16 protein-coding genes, 1 tRNA gene and 1 pseudogene are annotated in these 25,230 nt (G+C 63.4%); 16 read left to right on the top strand and 2 right to left on the bottom strand.

Translation table 11 applies throughout. The annotated features are described in order from the left end of the window. Positions 1-4: 4 nt before the first annotated feature. The 13 genes and pseudogenes from ACSYDW_RS11800 to ACSYDW_RS11740 all read left to right on the top strand — a co-directional run. Positions 5-77: transfer RNA gene (locus ACSYDW_RS11800), tRNA-Trp, on the top strand. Positions 78-193: 116 nt separating this feature from the next. Then, positions 194-460, top strand: a complete 267-nt coding sequence (gene secE, locus ACSYDW_RS11795) for a preprotein translocase subunit SecE (RefSeq protein WP_438338921.1) — start codon at positions 194-196, stop codon at positions 458-460. Between the two features lie 56 nt (positions 461-516). Then, the gene (nusG, locus tag ACSYDW_RS11790) at positions 517-1,272 is read left to right on the top strand and encodes a transcription termination/antitermination protein NusG (RefSeq protein WP_438338920.1); all 756 of its coding nucleotides are present in this window, start codon (positions 517-519) and stop codon (positions 1,270-1,272) included. A gap of 131 nt (positions 1,273-1,403) precedes the next feature. Next, entirely contained in the window at positions 1,404-1,835 is a 432-nt protein-coding gene (rplK, locus tag ACSYDW_RS11785) for a 50S ribosomal protein L11 (protein ID WP_438338919.1), read from the top strand. 162 nt (positions 1,836-1,997) lie between these two features. Continuing rightward, positions 1,998-2,705, top strand: a complete 708-nt coding sequence (rplA, locus tag ACSYDW_RS11780) for a 50S ribosomal protein L1 (RefSeq protein WP_438338918.1) — start codon at positions 1,998-2,000, stop codon at positions 2,703-2,705. 206 nt (positions 2,706-2,911) lie between these two features. Further along, positions 2,912-6,637, top strand: a complete 3,726-nt coding sequence (locus ACSYDW_RS11775) for a nitrate reductase subunit alpha (protein ID WP_438338917.1) — start codon at positions 2,912-2,914, stop codon at positions 6,635-6,637. Continuing rightward, entirely contained in the window at positions 6,637-8,298 is a 1,662-nt protein-coding gene (gene narH, locus ACSYDW_RS11770; RefSeq protein ID WP_438338916.1) for a nitrate reductase subunit beta, read from the top strand. Before ACSYDW_RS11775 ends, narH begins: the two co-directional genes overlap by 1 nt. After that, positions 8,295-8,972, top strand: a complete 678-nt coding sequence (gene narJ / locus ACSYDW_RS11765; protein WP_438338915.1) for a nitrate reductase molybdenum cofactor assembly chaperone — start codon at positions 8,295-8,297, stop codon at positions 8,970-8,972. Before narH ends, narJ begins: the two co-directional genes overlap by 4 nt. A 1-nt stretch (position 8,973) precedes the next feature. Then, on the top strand, positions 8,974-9,741 hold the full coding sequence (gene narI, locus ACSYDW_RS11760; protein WP_438338914.1) for a respiratory nitrate reductase subunit gamma: 768 nt from the start codon (positions 8,974-8,976) through the stop codon (positions 9,739-9,741). A gap of 6 nt (positions 9,742-9,747) precedes the next feature. Beyond that, on the top strand, positions 9,748-10,971 hold the full coding sequence (locus ACSYDW_RS11755; RefSeq protein ID WP_438338913.1) for a nitrate/nitrite transporter: 1,224 nt from the start codon (positions 9,748-9,750) through the stop codon (positions 10,969-10,971). Between the two features lie 851 nt (positions 10,972-11,822). After that, positions 11,823-12,374, top strand: a complete 552-nt coding sequence (gene rplJ / locus ACSYDW_RS11750; RefSeq protein WP_438338912.1) for a 50S ribosomal protein L10 — start codon at positions 11,823-11,825, stop codon at positions 12,372-12,374. Positions 12,375-12,442: 68 nt separating this feature from the next. Continuing rightward, positions 12,443-12,817 (top strand): 50S ribosomal protein L7/L12, encoded by a 375-nt coding sequence (gene rplL, locus ACSYDW_RS11745; protein WP_438338911.1) that lies wholly within the window; start codon positions 12,443-12,445, stop codon positions 12,815-12,817. 193 nt (positions 12,818-13,010) lie between these two features. Beyond that, positions 13,011-14,066 (top strand): annotated as a pseudogene (locus ACSYDW_RS11740) (acyltransferase family protein); the annotation flags it as partial. 104 nt (positions 14,067-14,170) lie between these two features. Here the strand turns inward: ACSYDW_RS11740 and ACSYDW_RS11735 are convergent. Continuing rightward, complete coding sequence (locus ACSYDW_RS11735) at positions 14,171-14,629, bottom strand: aminoacyl-tRNA deacylase (protein ID WP_438339081.1); 459 nt, start codon at positions 14,627-14,629, stop codon at positions 14,171-14,173. Between the two features lie 38 nt (positions 14,630-14,667). Further along, positions 14,668-15,861, bottom strand: coding sequence for an acetyl-CoA C-acetyltransferase (locus ACSYDW_RS11730; RefSeq protein ID WP_438338910.1), 1,194 nt, complete (start codon positions 15,859-15,861; stop codon positions 14,668-14,670). Positions 15,862-16,166: 305 nt separating this feature from the next. Between ACSYDW_RS11730 and rpoB the strand changes: the two genes are divergently transcribed. The 3 genes from rpoB (at position 16,167) to ACSYDW_RS11715 (ending at position 24,981) form a co-directional block, all read left to right on the top strand. After that, positions 16,167-19,673 carry a DNA-directed RNA polymerase subunit beta gene (gene rpoB, locus ACSYDW_RS11725; RefSeq protein WP_438338909.1) on the top strand — a complete coding sequence of 1,169 codons (3,507 nt, stop codon included), beginning with the start codon at positions 16,167-16,169 and terminating at the stop codon, positions 19,671-19,673. A 186-nt stretch (positions 19,674-19,859) separates the two neighbouring features. After that, positions 19,860-23,753 carry a DNA-directed RNA polymerase subunit beta' gene (locus ACSYDW_RS11720; RefSeq protein ID WP_438338908.1) on the top strand — a complete coding sequence of 1,298 codons (3,894 nt, stop codon included), beginning with the start codon at positions 19,860-19,862 and terminating at the stop codon, positions 23,751-23,753. A 199-nt stretch (positions 23,754-23,952) separates the two neighbouring features. After that, on the top strand, positions 23,953-24,981 hold the full coding sequence (locus ACSYDW_RS11715; RefSeq protein WP_438338907.1) for a S66 family peptidase: 1,029 nt from the start codon (positions 23,953-23,955) through the stop codon (positions 24,979-24,981). The last annotated feature ends 249 nt before the right edge of the window (positions 24,982-25,230 follow it).

Genomic DNA, 25,230 nt, shown 5'->3' with positions numbered 1-25,230 from the left:
TCGAAGGGTAGTGGCGCAATTGGTAGCGCAGCGGTCTCCAAAACCGCAGGTTGCAGGTTCGAGTCCTGTCTGCCCTGCGCAGTAGCAATCATTCTGGATTGCTCGGCGAAATTCACGTCACGGTGTGTCGTGGTCGATAAGACTGCGGCACACCGTGATTGTTTCAATTGGCATAATCTGAAACGAGGAACCGGTGACTGAAACGACTGCGAGCGATTCGCACGGCGCAGGGCGCAACAAGAAGCCGGCCAAGGCGGGTTTCTTCGCCGGAATCGCCTTGTTCTTCCGCCAGATGATTTCTGAGCTGAAGAAGGTCGTTACGCCGACTCGCAGCGAACTGGTGAACTACACGCTAGTGGTCATCGGCTTCGTCGTGTTGATGATGGTCATCATTTCCGCCCTGGACTTCGTGTTCGGCAGCGGATCTATTTGGATCTTCACCAACCCGGCCGAAAAGTAAGCCGGACGATTCGCCCCATATTTCTGGTGAACCAGTAACAGAAAGCAGGAACCGCAGTGTCCGATCAGGAACTCGAACCGCAGGCCATCGAAGAAGTTGAAGGCCAGGAAGCAGAGGTCGATACCGAAGAGGTGTCGACCGATTCCGTCGTTTCCGAGGACGCCGAGCAGGCTCCCGAAGAGGTAGCGGCCGAGGAAGCCCCGGCCGTTGACCCCATCGAAGAATTCCGCACCAAGCTGCGCCGCCAGCCCGGTGACTGGTACGTCATCCACTCCTACGCTGGTTACGAAAACCGCGTCAAGGTGAACCTCGAAACCCGCATCCAGACCCTGGGCATGGAAGAATTCATCTATGAAATCCAGGTCCCGATGGAAGAGGTCGTCGAGATCAAGAACACCACGCGCAAGATCGTGCGTCGTGTCCGCATTCCCGGTTACGTCCTGGTCCGCATGGAACTGACCGACGCCTCCTGGGGTGCCGTTCGTCACACCCCCGGTGTCACCGGCTTCGTCGGCAACGCCCACAACCCGGATCCGCTGCGCCTCGAGGAAGTCTTCTCGATGCTTGAGCACACCATCGTCAGCGAAGAGCAGGCTGCCACGATGAAGCCAGGGCGCGTCCCGATCACCGAGGTCACGGTCGACTTCGAGGTCGGCGAATCGGTCATCGTCAACGACGGCCCGTTCGAGACCCTGCCGGCAACTATCAGCGAGATCAAGCTGGAATCCTCCACTCTCGTGGTCCTGGTTTCGATCTTCGAGCGCGAAACCCCGGTGACCCTGTCGTTCAGCCAGGTCACCAAGATCCAGTAACATTAGTCTTCGTGCCTTTCCCGGTTTGCTTTACCGGGATATCGGCATGACCCGGCCGCCGCGCCACGGCGGCCAACCCCCCGAGGTACGCTCCTGTGCAACGGGGCAACGCATAAGAAGAAGGACCCGACATGGCCCCCAAGAAAAAGGTCACCGGACTCATCAAGCTGCAGATCCAGGCAGGCGCCGCCAACCCGGCACCTCCGATCGGCCCGGCGCTTGGTCAGCACGGCGTCAACATCATGGAATTCTGCAAGGCTTACAACGCAGCGACCGAGTCGCAGCGCGGTAACGTGATCCCGGTTGAAATTACCGTCTACGAAGACCGTTCCTTCACCTTCATCACCAAGACCCCGCCGGCCGCAGAGCTCATCAAGAAGGCTGCAGGCGTTGCCAAGGGTTCCGCAACCCCGCACACCGTCAAGGTTGCCAACCTGACCCAGGCTCAGGTTGAAGAAATCGCCGCTTCCAAGATGGAAGACCTCAACGCCAACGACATCAAGGCTGCTGCCCTGATCATCGCCGGCACCGCCCGTTCCATGGGCATCACCGTAGAAGGCTAATAGCCTCTCTGCACACCGCGCCGCCGGATTGATACCGGCAGCGTACCCCCATAACAAACAAGACGACCGGGACACTCTCCACCGCAGGGTGGGCACCCGATCGCAAGTGGCAGGGTCGCGCGCGACCCATACAGACCACGACTGCACAAGGAGAAAAAGCAGATGGCAAAGCGCAGCAAAGCATACGTAGCCGCCGCGGCTAAGATCGAAGCCGACAAGGTTTACGCACCGACCGAGGCAATCGCCCTGGCCAAGGAAATCGCTTCCTCGAAGGCCGACGAGACCGTTGAGGTTGCATTCCGCCTCGGCGTCGACCCGCGCAAGGCTGACCAGATGGTCCGCGGCACGGTCATCCTGCCGCACGGCACCGGCAAGACCGCCCGCGTCCTCGTTTTCGCAAACGGTGACAAGGCCGAGGCAGCAATCGCAGCCGGCGCCGACTTCGTTGGCTCGGACGACCTGATCGCCAAGATCGCCGGCGGCTGGACCGACTTCGACGCAGCAGTTGCGACCCCTGACCTCATGGGCAAGGTTGGCCGCTTGGGCAAGGTCCTGGGCCCGCGCAACCTGATGCCGAACCCGAAGACCGGCACCGTCACCATGGACGTCGCCAAGGCTGTCAACGACATCAAGGGCGGCAAGATCGACTTCCGCGTCGACAAGCACTCGAACCTGCACTTCATCATCGGCAAGGTTTCCTTCGATGCGCAGAAGCTGGCCGAGAACTACGCAGCAGCACTGGACGAGGTTCTTCGACTGAAGCCTTCCTCCTCCAAGGGCCGTTACATCACCAAGGCAACCGTTGCAACCACCTTCGGCCCCGGCATTGCCGTTGACCCGAACGTGACCCGCGTGGTCGTCGAAGCCTAAACAGCGCTTCGTTTTTCACCGCAGGCCCGGATCCCCGTCGCAGGGGGTCCGGGCCTGCGGTCTTTTTGTTCCCGATTGCGGGGCCCCATCTTGCACCGCATGGTGCGCAAGTACGCCCTGATAGGGGCAAACGGAAACGCAAAATTTGCAATCGTTCACCGCGATTCACCTAGCCAGCGCCGCTGGACTCTGGTTAGAGTGCACTCATGACCACAGGCGAAACCACACCGGGCATTGATTCCCCTGCCGCCGACGCGCTCCTGAGCGTGGGGCGGTTTTTCACGCGCTGGGAGACCTCCGAGGACCAGCGCGCGGTGTTCCGGGAGGGGGGCCGCCGCGGCGACGTCTTCTACCGGGACCGCTGGAGCCACGACAAGGTCGTGCGCTCCACCCACGGCGTGAATTGCACGGGTTCATGCTCCTGGAAGGTCTACGTCAAGGACGGCATCATCACCTGGGAGGCCCAACAGACGGACTACCCCTCGGTGGGTGCCGACAGGCCGGAGTACGAACCGCGTGGCTGCCCGCGCGGCGCCGCCTTCTCCTGGTACACCTATTCGCCCACGCGCGTGCGCTACCCCTACGCCCGCGGCGTGCTGCTGGAAATGTACCGGGAAGCCAAGGCCCGGCTGGGGGACCCGGTGCTCGCCTTTGACGAGATCGCCTCCAACCCGGAAACCCGCGCCCGCTACCAGCAGGCCCGCGGCAAGGGCGGGCTGGTGCGCACCAGCTGGGCCGAAGCCGTGGAAATCGCCGCAGCTGCGCACGTGAACACCATCAAGAAGTACGGCCCGGACCGCGTCGCGGGATTCTCGCCGATCCCGGCCATGTCGATGGTCAGCCACTGCGTCGGCACCCGATTCATCCAGTTGGTGGGCGGCGTGATGACAAGCTTCTACGACTGGTACGCTGACCTCCCCGTGGCCAGCCCGCAGGTCTTCGGCGACCAGACCGATGTGCCCGAGTCGGGGGACTGGTGGGATTCGACCTACCTGATGATGTGGGGCTCGAACGTGCCCGTCACGCGCACCCCTGACGCCCACTGGATGGCTGAGGCCCGCTACAAGGGCACCAAGGTCGTCTCCATCAGCCCCGACTACGCCGACAACACCAAGTTCGCCGACGAGTGGCTGCCGGCCCAGGCCGGGACGGATGCGGCGCTGGCCATGGGCATGGGGCACGTGCTGCTCAAGGAGTTCTTCGTCGACCGGGAGGTCCCGTTCTTCACCGACTACGTGAAGTCCTACACCGACCTGCCCTTCCTGGTCACCCTCAACGAGCACCCCGACGGCCAGGGGCTGGTGCCGGGCAAGTTCCTCACCGCCGCCGACCTCGCAGGGGAAGCGGCCGCCGCGGCGGACCCGCAGTTCAAGACGGTCCTCTGGGACACCGCCACCGCTGGCCCCCGGGTGCCCAACGGCTCGCTCGGCTTCAGGTACAACGAAGCCGACGCCGGCAAGTGGAACCTGGACCTCGGGGACATCGAGCCGGCGCTGAGCCTCGCCGGGGTTCCCGGCGGCGCACACGCGGCCATCCGGCTGCCGGTGTTCGACGACCCCGAAGGCGAAGGATCGGTGCTGCACCGCGGCGTCCCGACGGCGCGGGTCGGGCAGAACCTTGTCACAACCGTGTTCGACCTGATGCTCGCGCAGTACGGGGTGGGCCGCGAGGGGCTGCCCGGCGACTGGGCCGCGGGCTACGACGACGCAACAACCCCCTACACCCCGGCCTGGCAGGAGGAGATCACCTCCGTCCCGGCCGAGGCCTGCGCCCGCATCGCCCGCGAATTCGCGCAGAACGCCGAGGATTCCGGCGGCCGTTCGATGATCATCATGGGCGCCGGCATCTGTCAGTGGTTCCACGGAGATGCCACCTACCGGGCCATCCTCTCGCTGCTGCTGCTCACCGGGTCCATGGGGCGCAACGGCGGCGGCTGGGCGCACTACGTCGGGCAGGAAAAGTGCCGCCCGATCACCGGCTGGGTGTCACTGGCCAACGCCCTGGACTGGCAGCGCCCGCCACGCACCATGATCGGCACCGGCTACTGGTACATGCACACCGACCAGTGGCGGCAGGACGGGTACTCGGCCGACGCCCTGAAGTCCCCGCTCTCCGAGGGCTCGCTGGATGGCATGCACACCGCCGATTCGCTGGCGCAGTCCACACGCATGGGCTGGATGCCGTTCTACCCGCAGTTCAACAGGAACCCGCTGGACGTCGCGGAGGAGGCCGCCGCCGCGGTGGCTGCCGGGACCGCGGAGAACCCCGGAAGCCACATCGCCGAGGCGCTGCACAACGGCAGCCTCACCCACGCCATCGAGGACGTCGATGCCCCGGAGAACTGGCCGCGCACCCTGGTGCTGTGGCGCTCGAACCTCTTCGGGTCCTCGGCCAAGGGCAACGAGTACTTCCTCAAGCACCTGCTGGGCACGCACAACAACGTGATGGGCAGCGACAACCACGAAACCGAAACCCACCCGAAGGACGTGCGCTGGCACGAGAAGGCGCCCGAGGGCAAGCTCGACCTGCTGGTGAGCGCCGACTTCCGCATGACCAGCACGACGCTGCTCTCGGACATCGTCTTCCCGGCCGCCACCTGGTACGAGAAGCACGACCTTTCCTCCACCGACATGCACCCGTTCGTCCACGCGTTCACCCCCGCCATCGACCCTCCGTGGCAGGCAAAGACCGACTTCGAGACCTTCCACCTGCTGGCCCGGGAATTCTCCCGGCAGGCCGAAACCCACCTGGGCGTGCGCAAGGACCTGGTCTCGGTGCCCATGCAGCACGACACCCCGGGACAGCTGGCGGCCCCTGGCGGCCGCGTGGATGACTGGAAGGGCAGCGGCGCCCCCGGGGTGCCGGGGCGGAACCTGCCGAACTTCTCGATCGTCGAACGCGACTACACGGCGATCGCCGACAAGCTCGCGGCCGTGGGCCCGCTGGCCGACACCCTGGGATTCACCGTCAAGAACGTCACCTACCGGCTGGAACACGAGACCAAGCGGCTCGCGGACCTGCACGGGGTCATGAGCCACGGGGCAGCCGCCGGCCGCCCGGCCATCGACACCGACGAGAAGATGGCGGAGGCGATCCTCGCCTTCTCCGGCACCACCAACGGCGAACTGGCCGTGCAGGGGTTCACCGACCTGGAGAAGCGCACCGGGGTGAAGCTCGCGGACCTCGCGGAGGGCTCGGCGGAGAAGCGCATCACCTTCGCCATGACCCAGGCGGCCCCGCAGCCGGTGATCACCTCGCCCGAATGGTCCGGCTCGGAGACCGGCGGGCGGCGCTACGCACCGTTCACCGTGAACGTCGAGCGGCTCAAGCCGTGGCACACGCTGACCGGGCGCATGCACTTCTTCCTGGACCACGACTGGATGCGCGACACCGGCGAGCAGCTGCCGACCTACCGGCCGCCGCTTGACATGCACCGGCTCTTCGGCGAACCCAAGCTGGGGGCCGACGGCTCCAAGGAGATCACGGTGCGCTACCTGACCCCGCACTCCAAGTGGTCCATCCACTCCGAGTACCAGGACAACCTGTTCATGCTCTCGCTCTCCCGCGGCGGCCCCACGGTCTGGATGAGCCCCGCCGACGCGTCGGCCATCGGCGTCAAGGACAACGAGTGGGTGGAGTGCGTGAACACCAACGGGGTGCTGGTGGGCCGAGCCGTCGTCTCGCACCGCATGCCCGAGGGCGTCGCCTACGTCCACCATGCGCAGGAGCGCACCATCGACGTGCCGAAGTCGGAGGCGACCGGACGGCGCGGCGGCATCCACAACTCGGTGACCCGCCTGCTGGTCAAGCCCACCCACCTGATCGGCGGCTACGCGCAGCTGTCCTACGCGTTCAACTACCTCGGCCCGACCGGCAACCAACGCGACGTGGTCTCCACGATCCGTCGCCGCTCACAGAAAGTGGTGTTCTGATGCGAGTCATGGCCCAAATGGGAATGGTGATGAACCTGGACAAGTGCATCGGCTGCCACACCTGTTCGGTGACCTGCAAGCAGGCCTGGACCAACAGGGCCGGCACCGAGTACGTGTGGTTCAACAACGTGGAGACCCGGCCCGGCCAGGGCTACCCGCGCCGCTACGAGGACCAGGAGACGTGGCGCGGCGGCTGGACGCTGGGGAAGAACGGGCGGCTCAAGCTCAAGTCCGGCGGGCGGCTGCAAAAGCTGCTGGGCATCTTCGCCTCCCCGGTGCAGCCGGAGCTGAAGGACTACTACGAGCCCTGGACCTACGACTACAAGACGTTGATCGACGCCCCGGCCGGCGACGACTTCCCGGTGGCGCGGCCCAAGTCGCTGATCACCGGCAAGGACACCGAGATCACCTGGAGCGCCAACTGGGACGACAACCTCGGGGGAGTGGCGGAGCTCGGCCACCTCGACCCCATGGTCGAACAGGTCCGCCGCGAATCCAACGAGAAGATCCTCTTCGAGTTCGAGAAGACCTTCATGTTCTACCTGCCGCGCATCTGCGAGCACTGCCTGAACCCCTCGTGCATGGCCTCCTGCCCCTCCGGCGCCATCTACAAGCGGGTCGAGGACGGCATCGTGCTGGTTGACCAGGACAGGTGCCGCGGCTGGCGCCAGTGCGTGACGGGCTGCCCGTACAAGAAGATCTACTTCAACCACAAGACCGGCAAGGCGGAGAAGTGCACCATGTGCTACCCGCGCGTCGAGATCGGCCTGCCGACGGTCTGCTCGGAAACCTGCGTGGGCCGGCTGCGCTACCTCGGGCTGTTCCTGTACGACGCCGACAAGGTGGGCGCCGCGGCAGCGGCCGACGAGAAGGACCTCTACGAACGCCAGCTCGAGCTGATCCTGGATCCGCACGATCCGGCGGTGATCGCCGAGGCCCGCCGCCAGGGCATCGCCGAGGACTGGATCGACGCGGCCCAGCGTTCCCCGGTCTACAAGCTGGCCAAGGTGTACAAGGTGGCGCTGCCGCTGCACCCGGAATACCGGACCATGCCGATGGTCTGGTACGTGCCGCCGCTTTCCCCCGTCGTCGACCTGCTGCGCGACCAGGGCCACGACGCCGAGGGCGCCGGGAACCTCTTCGGGGCCATCGAGGAGCTGCGCATCCCGGTGGAGTACCTCGCCGGGCTGTTCACCGCGGGGGACACCGGGAAGATCACCGAGGTGCTGCGCAAGCTCGCGGCAATGCGCGCCTACCTGCGCGGCATCACCCTGGGCCAGGACCCCGACGACTCCATCCCCGAGTCCGTCGGCATGGACGGGGAGACCCTGTACGAGATGTACCGGCTGATGGCCATCGCCAAGTACGAGGACCGCTACGTGATCCCGCAGGCGCACCGCGAGCAGGCGCACGACCTCGAGGAGATGGGCTGTTCGCTGGATTTCGACGACGGACCGGGCATGTACGGCAACTCGCCGTTCGGCGAGGCCAGCGGCGCGCCGACCCCCGTGGCCATCGAGACGTTCAATGCGCTGCGCGACAGGCAGACCTCGGAGACGGCCCCGGGCAGCGAGTCGCTGCGCGGCAGGGTGAACCTGCTGAACTGGGACGGCACCGGGGCCCCGGACGGGATGTTCCCGGCCAGGAGGGACGGGAAGTGAGCGAGGTGCGTTTGCTGCACCGGGTCATCTCCGTGCTGCTGTGCTACCCGGACGCCCAGGTGCGCGGGGAAATCCCGGGGCTGCGGGCGGCGCTGGCGGACTGCAGGCCGCAACGGCCGGGCAGGTTCGCCCGCGCGGGGCGGGTTGCCGAGGCGGCCCGGCTGGCCGAGGCCCGCGGACTGGTTGGCTCGTTCCTCGAGCACGTCGAATCCACGGCACCGGAATCCCTGGAGCGCGGCTACGTGGAGACCTTTGACCTGAGCCGCAAGCACGCACTGTACCTTTCCTACTGGACCGACGGGGACACCCGGCGGCGCGGGGAAGTTCTTGCCGCCTTCAAGCAGGCCTACCGGAGCAGCGGGTTCCTCGTCGACACGCAGGGGGAGCTGCCCGACTTCCTGCCGATGGTCCTTGAGTATGCCGCCGTGGCAGACCCCGACGGCGGGCTGAAACTCATGCAGGACTACCGCGCCAGCATCGAATTGCTGCGGCTGGCCCTCGAGGAGGCGCAGTCGCCCTATGCGAAGCTGCTTCAGGCGCTCAGCGCCACGCTTCCGGGCCCGACCGTCAAGGACAGGGCGGAGGCGATGGCCCTGGCCGGGCACGGGCCGCCCGTCGAATCGGTCGGGCTCGAGCCGTTCAACCGCGAATTGTTGCCCGTGAGGAGTGTTTAGCATGCCCGAACAAGCCGTAGGTGCCTGGGACATCGTCCTGTGGGGCGTCTTCCCCTACCTCATGCTTGCCGTCTTGGTGGGCGGACTGATCTGGCGGCACAGGTACGACCAGTTCGGTTGGACCACGCGCTCGAGCCAGCTCTACGAGTCGCGGTTGCTGCGCATCGCTTCGCCGCTCTTCCACTTCGGCATCCTCGCGGTGATCGTCGGCCATGTCGTCGGGCTGATCATCCCCAAGGCCTGGACCGATGCTGTGGGCGTCAGCCAGGAGTTCTACCACTTCAACGCGCTGCTGGTGGGCGGCATCGCCGGCGTCGGCACGCTGGGCGGCGCCGCCCTGCTGATCTACCGACGGCGGACCAGCGGGCCGGTGTTCGCGGCAACCACCAAGAATGACAAGATGATGTACGTCGTGCTGGTGGCGGCGATCGTCTTCGGGCTCGCCACGACGGTGCTGTCCGTGTTCGAGTCCGAGCACACCCACAACTACCGGGAAACCGTGTCCCCGTGGTTCAGATCGATCTTCATCCTGCAGCCGGATGTCGCGTCAATGGCGCAGGCCCCGTTGTCGTTCCAGATCCACACGGTCATCGGCATGGTGCTGTTCGTGATCTGGCCGTTCACCCGGCTGGTCCATGCCCTGACGGCCCCGATCCACTACCTGTTCCGCCCCTACATCGTCTACCGGAGCCGCGACAAGCAGGGAACCTCGGCGATGCATCGCCGAGGCTGGTCGAAAGTCGGCACGAGCGACAACGCAAAGGAGTGATCCGCGATGACTATTGAACTGGATCCGAAGAAGGCCACCCTGAACCTGGTGTTGGCGACCCTCGCATCGACCGTCGGTTTCTGGGGATGGATGGTGATTTCACCGCTGGGGGCCAGATACACCGAAAACATGGGGTTGAGTTCGACATCGATTTCGGTGTTGGTCGCCATGCCGATCCTGGTGGGATCGCTCGGGCGCATCGTCGTTGGCTCGATGACGGACCGTTTCGGCGGCAAGGTCATGTTCACCGGCATCCTGGGCATCTCCGTGGTGCCGGTGCTGGGGGTGGCCTGGGCCGGCAGCGTCTCGTCGTATTGGCTGTTGCTGGTATCGGCTTTCTTCCTGGGTATTGCCGGCACGGTTTTCGCCATCGGCATCCCGTTCGTAAGTGCCTGGTACAAGGCTTCCCGACGCGGGTTCGCGACGGGTGTCTTCGGGATGGGCATGGGAGGCACCGCCATTGCGGCATTCATGACCCCTCGGCTGACTGCATCCATCGGGTACGTCCAAACGCACCTCCTGGTGGCGGCCCTGATGGCGGTCATGGCCGTGGTGGTGTGGTTCACCATGAGCGAGTCCCCGGCTCGCGTGCCGGTCGTCGACCCGTTCATCCCCAAGGTGATGGGCGCGGCCCGGCTTCCGGTGACCTGGCAAATGACGTTCCTGTATGCGGTGGTATTTGGCGGGTTCGTCAGCTTTTGCGCCTACCTCCCGACCTACCTGCGCGATATCTACGACATGAATCCCACCGCGGCAGGCACCCGCACCGCGGGGTTTGCCTTGGCAGCCGTGATTGTGCGGCCCATCGGCGGCATCCTCGCCGACAAGATCGGTCCGAAGCCGGTGGTCATCGTGTCGCTGATCGGAGTGACGGTGCTGGCCTTGGTGGTGATGTCCCAACCGCAAACGGAAGTCGCAACGGGCGCCACGTTCTTGTCCATGGCCAGTGCGCTTGGATTGGGAATGGGTGGCGTGTTTGCCTGGGTGGGACGGCTGGCCCCGGCTAAGAATGTGGGTGCCGTTACCGGTATCGTTGCAGCCGGCGGGGGACTGGGCGGCTATTTCCCGCCGATGGTGATGGGTGCCACCTACAACCCGGTCACGAACAGCTACGGGATCGGCCTGTTCCTGCTGGCGATCACGGCGGCAGTCGCGTTGGTGGTGACCTTGTTCCTGCAGCGCAAATCGTCGGAGCAGGCCAAATCGGCTCCCGCGAACAATCCGGGATAGGTGCTTGACGCACCCGGGAAGAATCCGGAGGCCGCGGGTTTCGGAGAGCACTGTCCGGCCCACCGGCGTGGAACGGCCGCGCGGCATGCGAGTGCAAGGTCGTGTCCAGATTCAGGTTCAGGTCCGGGTAGCCTTGCCACGGAAGCGTTGCGCATCGGTGGGCCCAACCTGTCCGGCAACAGGTTCGACATTCCCTTTGATTGTGGTCAAAACCACAATTTGTCAATTTTGCTCGCCTAAACATCTTGTGTCGGAAGTCTTTGCTGATACTCTTATTACGTTGCAACATGGTTGCGGCAGGTGATCTGATCACCGGTGTTTTTAGCGGAGACCCCAAGCCCCGTTTCAAACATTTATCGCGGCAATGCGTTCCCCCAAGTTGCATTGCCGCATTCGCAGAACCCCGCTTCCGTTATCCCCCAAGTTACGGAACCGGGGTTCTGCCTTTTAATCTTCAGGGCGGAATGTTGACCCTGGGGCAGGGGTCGCGGCGTCTGGCCTGCGGCGTTTGCCGGCGCCGCCGGAATGCTCCACGGAGAAGGGGCTCCGCGGGTCGGTCGGCGGCAAGGCCAGGTGGGAACCTGCGCGCTTGACCTGCCGATTTGGTTCTTCACTCGTCGCGCTGTTAGGCTGGGTAATACCGAAGACCGTCGGTCGAGATTAGCTGCTTATTGTAGTGAGGCTCCGAAAGTCCCACAAAGGACGACCTGCGCAGGTGAACGAAGTGAAATTTTCACATACTTTTGTGTGTTCTTTCCGCCCCGTGCATCCTGCATGGGGCGTTTTTTATGCCAGTACTCCTGGCCGGGTCAGATCGACTGGTATCAGATCTATACCCCGGAAGGAGTGTTATGGCAACGCCGACTAAGGTTTCCGCAGTTGAGGAAATCACCGCCGACTTCAAGGAGTCGACCGCCGCTGTCCTGACCGAATACCGTGGGCTTACTGTTGCGCAGCTCAAGCAGCTCCGCCGCTCGCTTGGTCAGGAGACCAAGTACGCGGTTGTGAAGAACACCTTGACTGGTATCGCAGCAAAGGAAGCCGGCATCGATGCATTCGATGGCCAGCTCGCCGGTCCGACCGCAATCGCCTTCATCAAGGGCGATGCAGTTGCTGCCGCTAAGAGCCTCACGGATTTTGCTAAGGAAAACAAGCAGCTCATCATCAAGACCGGTTACTTCGAGGGTAAGGCCCTTGACGCAACCGAGGTTGCCGCTCTGGCCGCCCTTGAGTCGCGTGAGCTCCAGCTTGCACGTGTCGCTGGTGTACTGAAGGCTCCGGCTTCCGCCGCTGCCCGCACCATCGAAGCACTGCGCGCAAAGCTCGAAGCAAACGGTGGCGCTGCTGAAGCACCCGCCGAGGTTGAGGCACCTGCTGCCGAAGCCGCCACCGAAGAAGCCTAAGCTTTTTCGAACCCCTCACCCAGTAACTTGCGGTGCGCATGTGCCGCGAACGGAAAGGACGCCCTATCATGGCGAAGCTGTCCACCGAAGAGCTTTTGGAAGCCTTCAAGGAAATGACCATCATCGAGCTCTCCGAGTTCGTAAAGACCTTCGAGGAGACCTTCGAGGTCACCGCAGCTGCTGTTGCAGTTGCAGGCCCGGCCGGCGGCGCAGCTGCTGAAGCCGAAGAGCAGACCGAATTCGACGTTATCCTCGAGTCGGCTGGCGACAAGAAGATCGCAGTCATCAAGGAAGTTCGTGCCATCACTTCCCTGGGTCTGAAGGAAGCCAAGGAGGTCGTTGACTCGGCTCCGAAGGCCGTCCTCGAAGGCGCAACCAAGGAAGCTGCCGAGAAGGCAAAGGAAGCCCTCGAGGCTGCCGGCGCAACCGTTACTGTCAAGTAACTCTTCGCACCCTTCGCTGCGGGCCCGTGGAACCGATTGGTTCCACGGGCCCGCGGTCTTTAACCGCAAACAGCATGCCGGCGGAGATTTTTGGCCTCTGCAGCGTGAGAAACCACCCAGTCTCGATCCGCACGCAGTGAACTTTGCTACCGTTGATAACAATACGACAACGCAAATCGAGTAAGGGTGGGGTATGGCTTTGCCTGAATCCGGAACTTCGCTCCTGGATGTCCGGCGCCAAGACAGCGCTGCGACGCAGGCAGTGCCCCAGTCGCGGCGCGCGCCGCGGCTGGCCTTGCTGGACGGGCTTCGGTTCCTTGCCGCTGTCCTTGTCCTGCTCTACCACTACACCGCGTGGCACCACGAGTTCTGGGGAACCCCCGTGGCCAGGGACGCCTGGCCGGTACTTTCTCGGTTCACGATGTACGGCAACATGGGTGTACAGCTCTTTTTCATCATTTCAGGATTCGTGATCCTGCTTTCGGCCTACGGAAAGAGTGCGAGCAGGTTTGTGGGTTCACGGGTAGGCCGGCTGTACCCTGCATACTGGGTCGCGGTGCTTGCCACGGGATTCCTCGTGATCGTCTTGTGGCCGGCACTGGGGGACGGCCGGGGAATGAAGGAACTGCTCGCAAACCTCACCATGTTCCATCCGTTGATGGGGTTGCGGCATATCGATGGCGTCTACTGGACCCTGTGGGTCGAGTTGCGCTTCTACATGGTCATCCTTGTCATGATCATGCTGCGCATGTTGACCATTCGGCTTGTGACGGTATTTGCAGCAGCCTGGCCCCTGCTGGGCCTCGTGGCCCAGCTGACGGGCAACGAGTACGCGGCCAATTGGCTGATGGCCGAGTATGCGCCGCTTTTCGCCGGAGGCATGATGCTCTTCGTGATCTACCGTTTCGGCCACAGCGTCAAGCGATGGGGCATACTGCTTCTCAACGTAGTCCTTTCCGCGTATTTCACGGGCTTGAAGGCTCCGCTTGAGGCGATGGAACTCGTTGGCTACGACGTCGCACCGTGGACCTATTGGCTGATCGTCGTCGGAATGTTTGCCGTAGTTGCGGCGCTGAGCCTGACTCCGCTGCGCAACGTCCAGTGGAAATCCATGGCGATTGCCGGGGCCCTCACTTACCCGGTCTACCTACTCCACCAGGTGTGGGGCTGGTGGCTGATAGACCAGCTGAACCCCATTTTTGGCCAGTACCTGACACTGCCGATCGTCATGGGAACGGTGTTTACCGCAGCGTACCTGGTGCATCGATTCGTTGAGCGGCCTTTGGCCAAGCCGCTGGCTACGGGTACGACGAAGGGTCTGGACTTCCTCGGATCGTGGGGGGAGGAAGCTGCTCAGTCCGGTGCTTCAACGTCGCTGATGTCCGCGACCGTCGCGTTGAGGGCAGAAACCAATTCAGCGGAGTCGACGAATGCCGAATGGCCGTGGGCCCCCGCGCCCAGGCAGATCCTGCCGGAAACCACGCTCGAATCCACGTAGACCGGCCATGGCGTTGTCGCACCCAAGGGAGTGATCGTGCCCCGCTCGTAGCCGGTTGCGGCGAGCGCCACGTCCGGGCGCGGCAGGGAGAGTTTGTTGACGCCAAGCAACGCACGCAGCTTGGGCCATGAAATGGTCCGGTCCCCGGGAACCAAGGCAAAGAAGAATGAACCGTCCTTGTGCTTGACCACGAGTGACTTGACGATTTCATGGACCTCCAGGCCCATCTGCGCCGCTGCCTCTGCCAGGCTTCCTGCCGGTTGCCGGGTCACCACCTCGACCTTTAGCCCTCGGTTGAGGGCATCCTGTTGCATGCGTTCGAGTCCGTCGGCCGGCGACTGGTGTGTCACCGTTATGCCTCCCGTAGCAGCAACAACGCATCGCCCTGTCCGCCGCCGCCGCACAGGCTGACGGCCGCCTTGCCTGAACCGCGGCGCCTGAGTTCGAGTGCCGCACTCAAGGCCAAACGCGCACCCGAAGCGCCGATCGGGTGGCCAAGCGCAATCGCACCACCGTGGATGTTTGTCCTTGCCAGCGGGTATGCGAGGTCCTTGAGTGACTGGCAGGTCACTGCGCCGAATGCTTCGTTGATTTCGATGAAGTCCAGATCGGAAGTCTCCCAGCCGGCTGCCATTAGTGCTTCGGTGATGGCATGGGACGGCTGTGAATGAAGGGAATTGTCGGGACCTGCAACCTGACCGGCCGCGCCCACGGTGGCAAGGATTTCCAGGTTGTGCGCAGTGGCGTACTCACGCGAGGTCAGGACAACGGCTGCTGCGCCGTCCGACAGGGGTGACGAGTTGCCGGCGGTGATGGTGCCGTTCTGGGCGAAGGCAGGGCGCAGTCCGGCAAGGGTTTCAACAGTGGTTCCCGGACGGACCCCTTCGTCGAAGGACACTGTTAGCGGCTCGCCCTTGCGTTGCGGGATGCTGAGCGCCACGATTTCCTCGGCGAAGATGCCAGCCTCGATGGCTGCGGCCGCGCGTTGGTGGGATGCAGCCGCAACCTCATCCTGCTCGGTACGCGTCAAGGCGAGGGCGGCGTTCCCTGATTCGGTGCTGCTGCCCATTGAATTCCCGTCAAAGGCATCGGTCAAACCGTCGTTGGCCACCGAATCGATGGCGGTGATGTTCCCGTAGGTCCACCCTTGGCGGGAACCCGGAAGCAAATGCGGGGCGTTTGTCATGGATTCCTGGCCCCCGGCCACGACGACATCGGCATCGCCGACGCGAATGAGGCGCGCGGCATCGGTAATCGCAGCGAGGCCTGAGAGACACACCTTATTAATCGTGATGGAGTTCACTGTCCAACCTATTCCTGCGGCGACGGCACTCTGGCGGGCAGGGTTTTGCCCGCACCCGGCTTGGACGACATGCCCCATGATGACTGCCTGGACGTCGTCGACGGGAACCCCTGATCGTTCCAGTGCCCCGCGGATGGCTGCCGCGCCGAGCTGGACGGCGCTGAGCGTTGAGAGTTGACCGTTCAGGCGTCCAAACGGAGTGCGGGCCCCTGCGATGATGACCGCGTCACGGTGTGAAGCCATGATCGAATTCTCGCTTTCGGTGGAACGTGGAGTCTTCTTGCTACAAGGTTAGCGCGGAGTGGTTTGCACCACACGGAGGGCCTTTCGTAGTGACGCATCTCTCACCGGTAGGCCGCTTTTCCGGGATGGGTTTGCGAGTTCCATGGTGGACATGGTAGGCCGCATGGTGTAACGTGGAGATTTGCGTCTTCTCTTTTCATCTCCGGCCTTCATATAGCGGTGGGCCTGCTCAACGGTGCTGTTGCGAGTGAAACTCGGGCAGAGAGACGGCGTCGGAAACCTGACGGTCTGTGGAAGGATCCATCTTGGTCGCCTCGAGCACCTCTAATAACCAAACCGCTAGTTCGGCCCGCACCGCGGAATATGCTGGCCGACTTTCTTTTGCAAAGATTCACGAACCGCTGGATGTTCCTAATCTTCTTGCACTCCAGACCGAGAGCTTTGACTGGCTCGTCGGCAACGAGCGCTGGAAGAACCGTCTGGCATACGCCCAGACCATTGGTGACACCAGTGTAGCCACGACCTCGGGTCTGGCTGAGATCTTCGAAGAGATCTCCCCGATTGAAGACTTCCAGGAGACCATGTCCCTGAGCTTCTCGGAGCCCGAGTTCGCTGATCCGAAGTACACCATGGCCGAGTGCAAGGACCGCGACGCGACGTACGCGGCGCCTTTGTACGTTAAGGCCGAGTTCATGAACAACAACACGGGCGAAATCAAGCAGCAGACCGTGTTCATGGGCGACTTCCCGCTGATGACGGACAAGGGTACCTTCATCATCAACGGCACCGAGCGTGTCGTTGTTTCCCAGCTCGTTCGTTCGCCGGGTGCCTACTTTGAGCGCACCCCGGACAAGACCAGCGACAAGGACATCTTCACCGCGAAGATCATCCCGTCGCGTGGTGCATGGTTCGAGCTGGAAATCGATAAGCGCGACCAGGTCGGCGTTCGCCTCGACCGCAAGCGCAAGCAGTCGGTCACCGTTTTGCTCAAGGCACTCGGTTGGACCGAAGGCCGCATCCTCGAAGAGTTCGGACAGTACGACTCGATCCGTGCCACCCTCGAGAAGGACACCACCGATACCCAGGAAGAAGCCCTCCTGGATATCTACCGCAAGCTTCGCCCGGGAGAACCGCCGACGGTTGATGCCGCACAGGCGTTGCTCAAGAACCTCTACTTCGAGGCCAAGCGCTACGACCTGGCAAAGGTTGGTCGCTACAAGATCAACCGCAAGCTCGGTGTTGAAACCCCGCTGGATTCCCCGAACGCCTCGGTCCTGAACATCGACGACATCGTCGCGATGATCAAGTTCCTTGTCGCTCTGCACGCCGGCGAGAAGACCACCCCGGGTATGCGCGACGGCAAGCCCGTCGACCTGACCGTGAGCATCGATGACATCGACCACTTCGGCAACCGTCGCATCCGCGCCGTTGGCGAGCTGATCGAGAACCAGGTCCGCACGGGCCTCTCCCGCATGGAACGCGTCGTTCGCGAACGCATGACCACGCAGGACGTCGAAGCGATCACCCCGCAGACGCTGATCAACATCCGCCCGGTTGTTGCGGCGATCAAGGAGTTCTTCGGAACCTCCCAGCTCTCGCAGTTCATGGACCAGAACAACCCGCTGGCCGGTCTGACGCACAAGCGTCGTCTTTCCGCGCTGGGCCCGGGCGGTCTGTCCCGTGACCGCGCAGGCATGGAAGTCCGAGACGTCCACCCGTCCCACTACGGACGCATGTGCCCGATCGAAACCCCAGAAGGCCCGAACATCGGCCTGATCGGTTCGTTGGCGACCTACGGCCGCATCAACGCCTTCGGCTTCATCGAAACCCCGTACCGCAAGGTCGTCGAGGGCCGCCTCACCGGCGAAATCGACTACCTGACCGCTGACGAGGAACTCGAGAACTTCATCGCACAGGCCAACGCGCCGCTGGATGCAGACAACCGCTTCATCGAAGACGGCGTCCTGGTCCGCGAACGCGGTGGTGGCGGCGAGCCCGTCATCGTGGATCCGTCCGAAGTCGAGTACATGGACATTTCCCCGCGCCAGATGGTTTCCGTGGCAACCGCCTTGATTCCGTTCCTCGAGCACGACGATGCCAACCGCGCACTCATGGGCGCGAACATGCAGCGCCAGGCTGTGCCGCTGCTGGCATCCGAATCCCCGCTCGTGGGTACCGGCATGGAGAAGTTCGCCGCTGTCGACGCCGGCGACTCGGTCATCGCTACCACCGGAGGCGTCGTCTCCGAGGTTTCTGCCGACCTCGTCACCGTCATGAACGACGACGGCACCGAAGCGGCTTACCCGATCATGAAGTTTGCGCGCTCCAACCAGGGCAACGCATACAACCAGCGCGTGATGGTTTCCGAAGGCGACCGTGTTGACTACAACTCGATCATCGCCGACGGCCCGTCCACCGACAAGGGCGAGCTCGCCCTGGGCAAGAACCTGCTGGTTGCCTTCATGTCATGGGAAGGCCACAACTTCGAGGATGCCATCATCCTCTCGCAGCGCATGGTCTCCGACGACGTCCTCACCTCGATCCACATCGAAGAGCACGAAGTCGACGCCCGCGACACCAAGCTCGGTGCCGAAGAGGTTACCCGCGACATCCCGAACGTCTCCGAAGAGATCCTGGCGCAGCTCGACGAGCGCGGCATCATCCACATCGGTGCAGAGGTTGAAGCCGGCGACATCCTCGTTGGCCGCGTCACCCCCAAGGGTGAAACCGAACTGACCCCGGAAGAGCGCCTGCTGCGCGCCATCTTCGGTGAGAAGTCCCGCGAAGTGCGCGACACCTCCCTGAAGGTTCCGCACGGTGAGTCCGGCGTGGTCATCGGTGTCCGCATCTTCGACCGCGACAACGACGACGACCTGCCCCCGGGCGTGAACCAGCTGGTTCGCGTCTACGTGGCACAGAAGCGCAAGATCACCAACGGTGACAAGCTTGCAGGCCGCCACGGCAACAAGGGCGTTATCTCCAAGATCCTGCCGATCGAGGACATGCCGTTCCTTGAAGACGGAACCCCCGTCGACGTCGTCCTGAACCCCCTGGGTGTTCCGGGCCGAATGAACGTCGGACAGGTCCTGGAAATCCACCTCGCGTGGGCTGCCAAGCAGGGTTGGAAGATCGAGGGCGAGCCGGATTGGGTCAAGAACCTGCCGGACCTGCCGCGTGAAGTCGGCTCCAGCAAGGTTGCGACCCCGGTCTTCGACGGCGCCACGGAAAGCGAAATCCGCGGCATCCTCGACCACACCAATGTGACCCGCGACGGCAAGCGCCTGATCGGCAACACCGGCAAGGCCCGTCTGTTCGACGGCCGTTCCGGCGAGCCGTTCCCGGATCCGGTTTCCGTTGGCTACATGTACATCTTGAAGCTCCACCACCTGGTGGACGACAAGATCCACGCACGTTCCACCGGTCCGTACTCCATGATCACCCAGCAGCCGTTGGGTGGTAAGGCACAGTTCGGTGGCCAGCGCTTCGGTGAAATGGAAGTGTGGGCCCTGGAGGCCTACGGTGCCGCATACACCCTGCAGGAACTGCTCACGATCAAGTCCGATGACATCCACGGTCGCGTGAAGGTCTACGAGGCCATCGTCAAGGGCGAGAACATCCCGGAACCAGGTGTCCCGGAATCGTTCAAGGTCCTGATCAAGGAAATGCAGTCGTTGTGCTTGAACGTCGAGGTCCTCGGAACCGACGGCAACACCATCGAAATGCGAGACTCGGATGAAGAAGTCTTCCGGGCCGCGGAAGAACTCGGCATCGACCTTTCCCGGTCGGAACCGAACTCCGTCGAAGAGGTCTAGTTCCAACTCGTGTCCTGTGGTCGGGGGAGCGGTGCCGGTGGCAACACCAGCGCAGCGCTCCTTCGACCGCCAGGAACACCAAGGAACTGGAAATCTTCCAGACCCACGGTGAGCGCCGAGCCTTCGGGTTCCGCGAACACCTCACCACATTAGACTTCAGAAACTTAGAAGAGAGATAAGGACCATATGTCCAGCGAATCCTCATTCGGCCTCATGCGCATCGGCCTGGCAACTGCGGAAGAGATCCGCGGGTGGAGCTACGGCGAGGTTAAGAAGCCCGAAACCATCAACTACCGCACCCTCAAGCCGGAGAAGGACGGTCTTTTCTGCGAAAAGATCTTCGGTCCTTCCCGCGACTGGGAGTGCTACTGCGGCAAGTACAAGCGCGTGCGCTTCAAGGGCATCATCTGCGAACGCTGTGGTGTTGAAGTTACCCGCGCCAAGGTCCGTCGCGAACGCATGGGCCACATCGAGCTTGCAGCTCCTGTGACCCACATCTGGTACTTCAAGGGCGTTCCCTCGCGCTTGGGCTACCTGCTTGACCTGGCACCGAAGGATCTTGAGAAGATCATCTACTTCGCCGCCTACATGGTCACCTCCGTGGACGAAGAGCGCCGTCACGCCGAACTGCCGAACCTCCAGGCGCAGCACGACCTGGAACGCAAGCAGCTGGTCGACACCCGCGACTCCGATATCGCCTCCATCGCCCGCGACCTCGAGGACCAGCTTGCTGCCCTCGAAGCCGAGGGTGCCAAGGCCGCGGAAAAGAAGAAGGCCCGCGACCTGGCCGACAAGACGATGGCCCAGGTGCGCAAGCGCGCCGACGCTGACATCGAACGTCTCGACCAGGTCTGGGACCGCTTCAAGAACCTCAAGGTCGCAGACCTCGAGGGAGACGAAGGCCTGTTCCGCTCGCTGCGCGAGCGCTACGGACTGTACTTCGAGGGCTCCATGGGTGCCGAAGCCATCAAGAAGCGTCTCGAGTCCTTCGACATGGCCGCGGAAGCAGAAATCCTCCGCGACATCATCGAAAACGGCAAGGGACAGAAGAAGACCCGTGCGCTCAAGCGCCTCAAGGTCGTCAACGCGTTCCTGACCACGTCCAACTCCCCGTTGGGCATGGTTCTCGACGCCGTCCCGGTGATCCCGCCGGAACTGCGCCCGATGGTACAGCTGGACGGCGGCCGCTTCGCGACCTCCGACCTCAACGACCTGTACCGCCGCGTCATCAACCGCAACAACCGCCTCAAGCGCTTGTTGGACCTCGGTGCGCCGGAAATCATCGTCAACAACGAAAAGCGCATGCTGCAGGAAGCTGTTGACTCGCTCTTCGACAACGGTCGCCGCGGCCGCCCGGTTACGGGTCCAGGCAACCGTCCGTTGAAGTCGCTTTCCGACATGCTCAAGGGCAAGCAGGGACGATTCCGCCAGAACCTCCTTGGCAAGCGCGTCGACTACTCGGGCCGTTCGGTCATCGTCGTCGGCCCGCAGCTGAAGCTGCACCAGTGTGGTCTGCCCAAGCAGATGGCCCTGGAGCTCTTCAAGCCGTTCGTGATGAAGCGCCTGGTTGACCTCAACCACGCACAGAACATCAAGAGCGCCAAGCGCATGGTCGAGCGCTACCGCCCGCAGGTGTGGGATGTTCTCGAAGAGATCATCACCGAGCACCCGGTGCTGCTGAACCGTGCACCTACCCTGCACCGTTTGGGTATCCAGGCGTTCGAACCGCAGCTGGTTGAAGGCAAGGCCCTTCAGCTGCACCCGCTGGTTTGTGCCGCATTCAACGCCGACTTCGACGGTGACCAGATGGCAGTGCACCTGCCGCTGAGCCCCGAAGCGCAGGCGGAAGCCCGCATCTTGATGCTGTCCTCGCACAACATCCTGAAGCCGTCCGACGGCCGCCCGGTTGCCCTGCCTTCGCAGGATATGATCATCGGTCTTCACCACCTGACCACCAAGCGCCTGGATGCAGTGGGCGCCGGTCGCGCGTTCTCCTCGCCGGCCGAGGCGATCATGGCCATGGACCGCGGCGAGCTGCACCTGAACGCACCGGTCAAGATCCGCGTCACCGGCTTCGTTCCTTCCGAGGAACAGCCGGCGCCGGAAGGCTGGGTCGAGGGCGAAGAGGCACTGATCTCCACCTCGCTGGGCCAGGTCCTGTTCAACGACACCCTGCCCGCCGACTACCCGTGGGTCGAGCAGGTTGCCGGCAAGGACGCACTCTCCGAGATCGTCAACGACCTCGCCGAGCGCTACCCGAAGATTGTCACCGCGGCAACGCTGGACAACCTGAAGGATGCAGGCTTCAAGTGGGCCACCCGTTCGGGCGTCACCGTCGCGATCTCCGACATCACCTCGAACATGGACAAGGCCTCCATCCTTGCCCCGTACGAGGAGAAGGCACGTCGCGTCCAGTCGCAGTTCGACAAGGGCCTGATTGCGGACTCCGAGCGTCGCCAGGACCTGATCGACATCTGGACCAAGGCTACCGACGAGGTCGCCGAGGCCATGAAGAACGGCATGGAAGAGCTGAACACCATTAACCGAATGGTGACCTCGAAGGCTCGTGGTAACTGGCTGCAGCTGCGCCAGATTGCCGGTATCCGTGGCCTGGTGTCCAACCCGAAGGGCGAGATCATCCCGCGTCCGATCAAGTCTTCGTACCGCGAAGGCCTGTCGGTTCTCGAGTACTTCATCGCCACCCACGGTGCCCGTAAGGGTCTGGCCGATACCGCACTGAAGACCGCAAACTCGGGTTACCTGACCCGTCGTTTGGTCGACGTGTCGCAGGACGTCATCGTGCGCGAACTCGACTGCGGCACCAGCCGCGGCCTGAACGTGCCGATCGCCTACACCGACGAGATCGGCACCGTGCGCATGCACGAGACCGTTGAGAACTCGGCGTACACCCGCACCCTGGCCACCGACGTCGTTGACGCCTCGGGCAAGGTGCTGGCAGCCAGCGGTTCGGACGTGGGCGACGTGCTCATCGATGAACTGTTCGCAGCCGGCGTCACCGACATCAAGGTCCGCTCCGTGCTGACCTGCGAGTCGGCAGTCGGAACCTGTGCACTGTGCTACGGCCGTTCGCTGGCAAGCGGCAAGACCGTGGACATCGGCGAGGCCGTGGGCATCATCGCGGCACAGTCGATTGGTGAACCGGGTACCCAGCTGACCATGCGTACCTTCCACACCGGTGGCGCTGCCTCCGCGGAAGATATCACCCAGGGTCTGCCACGTATCCAGGAGCTCTTCGAGGCACGTACCCCGAAGGGTGTTGCCCCGATTTCCGAGGTTGCCGGTCGCGTGTCCATCGAGGACTCCGAGAAGCAGCTGCGCATCGTGATCACCCCGGACAACGGCGACGAAGAAATCGCCTACCCGGTTCTGCGCCGTGCACGCCTGCTGGTCGCCGATGGCGATTCGGTGGCCGTTGGCCAGCAGCTGGTGGCCGGTGCCATCGACCCGAAGCAGGTTCTTCGTGTCCTCGGCCCGCGTGAAGCGCAGAAGTTCCTGGTCCGCGAAGTCCAGGAGGTCTACCAGTCCCAGGGCGTAGGCATCCACGACAAGCACGTGGAAGTCATCGTTCGCCAGATGCTTCGCCGCATCACCGTCATCGAGTCGGGCGAAACCGACTTGCTGCCGGGCGAGCTTGCAGACCGTTCGCGCTTCCAGAGCGAGAACCGCAAGGCCGTTTCCGAGGGCAAGAAGCCTGCATCGGGCCGTGACGAGCTCATGGGTATCACCAAGGCCTCCTTGGCGACCGACTCCTGGCTCTCCGCTGCATCCTTCCAGGAGACGACTCGTGTCCTGACCCAGGCTGCAATGGAAGGCAAGTCCGATCCGTTGCTCGGCCTGAAGGAAAACGTCATCATCGGTAAGCTGATCCCGGCCGGCACCGGCCTGGACCGCTACACCCAGGTGAACGTGGAACCGACCGAGGCAGCGAAGGCTTCGCTGTTCACCGGGCAGTCCGCCTTCTCCACGGGCATGGACTACGACGGCTTGGAGCCGGGCCTGAGCCCGGAATTCCACGCCATCGCCATGGATGACTACGATCTCGGCAACGATTTCCGCTAAGGCATGAGACGGTGCCCCGCCCCCAAGGCGGGACACCGCTGATGTAACACCGCTGGCCGGCATCCCCGTGAGGGGATGCCGGCCAGCGTCGTATCCGGGGGAGGACGGGTCGTGCATCGCCAGGGGAACCGGTCAACCGCCGTTGCCCGTGAAACGTGTCGCAACCCGCGTCCCCAAGGAGGCATGCAAGCATGTAGCAATGAAGATCCGCTATCCGAACCCGTTGCAGCCAGGTGACCTGATAGGCGTCACGTCTCCCTCCAGCGGGGTGGAAGCCCACAATATGGGTCGTCTCGAGTTCGCCGTCGGATTGCTGCGCCAACGAGGCTTCGAGGTCGAGGTCGGCGCATGCATGGACGGTTCCCGTCACACCAGTGCCACGGCAGGGCAACGCGCGGAGGAGCTCATGCGCATGCTGCTCGATCCCCGGATCCGGGCCGTGGTCCCACCGTGGGGCGGGGAGACCGCGATCGACTTGATACCGTACCTGGATTTCGAGGCGATAGCCGCGGCCGAACCCACGTGGTTTGTCGGCTACTCCGACATTTCGACGCTGCTCATGCCCGTCACGCTCCGGTCGGGCCTTGCCACGCTGCACGGGAACAACCTCATGGACACCCCCTACGCCGTGCCTGCGCCGCTGCTTTCGTGGCTGGATGTGGCATCGCTGCCCTCCGGCTCCAGCTTCAGGCAGTCATCGCCGAACGTTCACCGGGTCAATGACTGGGACGACTGGGCGGAAAACCCAGAGGTTGCCGAGCATCAATGGAACGGCAAGGGATCCTGGGTTCGGCTGGACGAAGGACGCAATCCAGTGGATGTCACCGGGCGATTGCTCGGCGGGTGCATCGAGACGTTGGCCAACCTTGCGGGTTCTCGATACCTGGATACGAATCGATTGCTGAGCGCCACGGGGGATTCGCTGATCGTGTACATCGAGGCCTCGAGCATGGGGGCCACGACGATCTGCCGGCACCTACACGGAATGCGGCTTGCGGGGTTCTTCGAACAAGCCAAGGCCATCCTCGTTGGTCGCACTGGTGCACCCGATTCGCCCACTCTCACACAGGACGAGGCAGTGCTCGATGCGCTGGGCGTTCTCGAGGTCCCCCTCATCGGCAATGTCGAATGCGGCCACGTCCCGCCGCAGCTGCCGATCATCAATGGCGCCCTCGGCCGTCTCGTGTTCTGTCCCGGGGAACAGTTCCTGGAACAGGAACTTCGGTGAGCGCTGGCGGTCGGGAACGCGGCGCGAGGCCGTGACTCAGCGTCCGGCTTCAGAACGAAGGCTGACGCGACGAGTGCCGCGTAAGCCCGCCGGTCTGCCGCACGGGGCATCCAGCTCGCGGAGAATGATTGAAGGGAAGACGTGCGTGAAGGAGGCAGCCCGAATGGAAGCGGCCCCGTGCTTCGATCCTCTAGTGGCTGGCAATGATGCTCGGGCGCGGCCCAAGTGGCCCGAACGCGGGCGATTCCC

Source organism: Paeniglutamicibacter selenitireducens (assembly GCF_051550675.1).
Classification (GTDB): Bacteria; Actinomycetota; Actinomycetes; order Actinomycetales; family Micrococcaceae; genus Paeniglutamicibacter.
This window is presented reverse-complemented; position numbering and strand designations above follow the sequence as displayed.

Coding starts and splice junctions, on each gene's coding strand:
- rplK (WP_438338919.1), top strand. CDS start 1,404: ATGGCCCCCAAGAAAAAGGTCACCGGACTCATCAAGCTGCAGATCCAG.
- rplA (WP_438338918.1), top strand. CDS start 1,998: ATGGCAAAGCGCAGCAAAGCATACGTAGCCGCCGCGGCTAAGATCGAA.
- ACSYDW_RS11775 (WP_438338917.1), top strand. CDS start 2,912: ATGACCACAGGCGAAACCACACCGGGCATTGATTCCCCTGCCGCCGAC.
- narH (WP_438338916.1), top strand. CDS start 6,637: ATGCGAGTCATGGCCCAAATGGGAATGGTGATGAACCTGGACAAGTGC.
- narI (WP_438338914.1), top strand. CDS start 8,974: ATGCCCGAACAAGCCGTAGGTGCCTGGGACATCGTCCTGTGGGGCGTC.
- ACSYDW_RS11755 (WP_438338913.1), top strand. CDS start 9,748: ATGACTATTGAACTGGATCCGAAGAAGGCCACCCTGAACCTGGTGTTG.
- rplJ (WP_438338912.1), top strand. CDS start 11,823: ATGGCAACGCCGACTAAGGTTTCCGCAGTTGAGGAAATCACCGCCGAC.
- rplL (WP_438338911.1), top strand. CDS start 12,443: ATGGCGAAGCTGTCCACCGAAGAGCTTTTGGAAGCCTTCAAGGAAATG.
- ACSYDW_RS11735 (WP_438339081.1), bottom strand. CDS start 14,629: ATGCAACAGGATGCCCTCAACCGAGGGCTAAAGGTCGAGGTGGTGACC.
- ACSYDW_RS11730 (WP_438338910.1), bottom strand. CDS start 15,861: ATGGCTTCACACCGTGACGCGGTCATCATCGCAGGGGCCCGCACTCCG.
- ACSYDW_RS11720 (WP_438338908.1), top strand. CDS start 19,860: ATGTCCAGCGAATCCTCATTCGGCCTCATGCGCATCGGCCTGGCAACT.
- ACSYDW_RS11715 (WP_438338907.1), top strand. CDS start 23,953: ATGAAGATCCGCTATCCGAACCCGTTGCAGCCAGGTGACCTGATAGGC.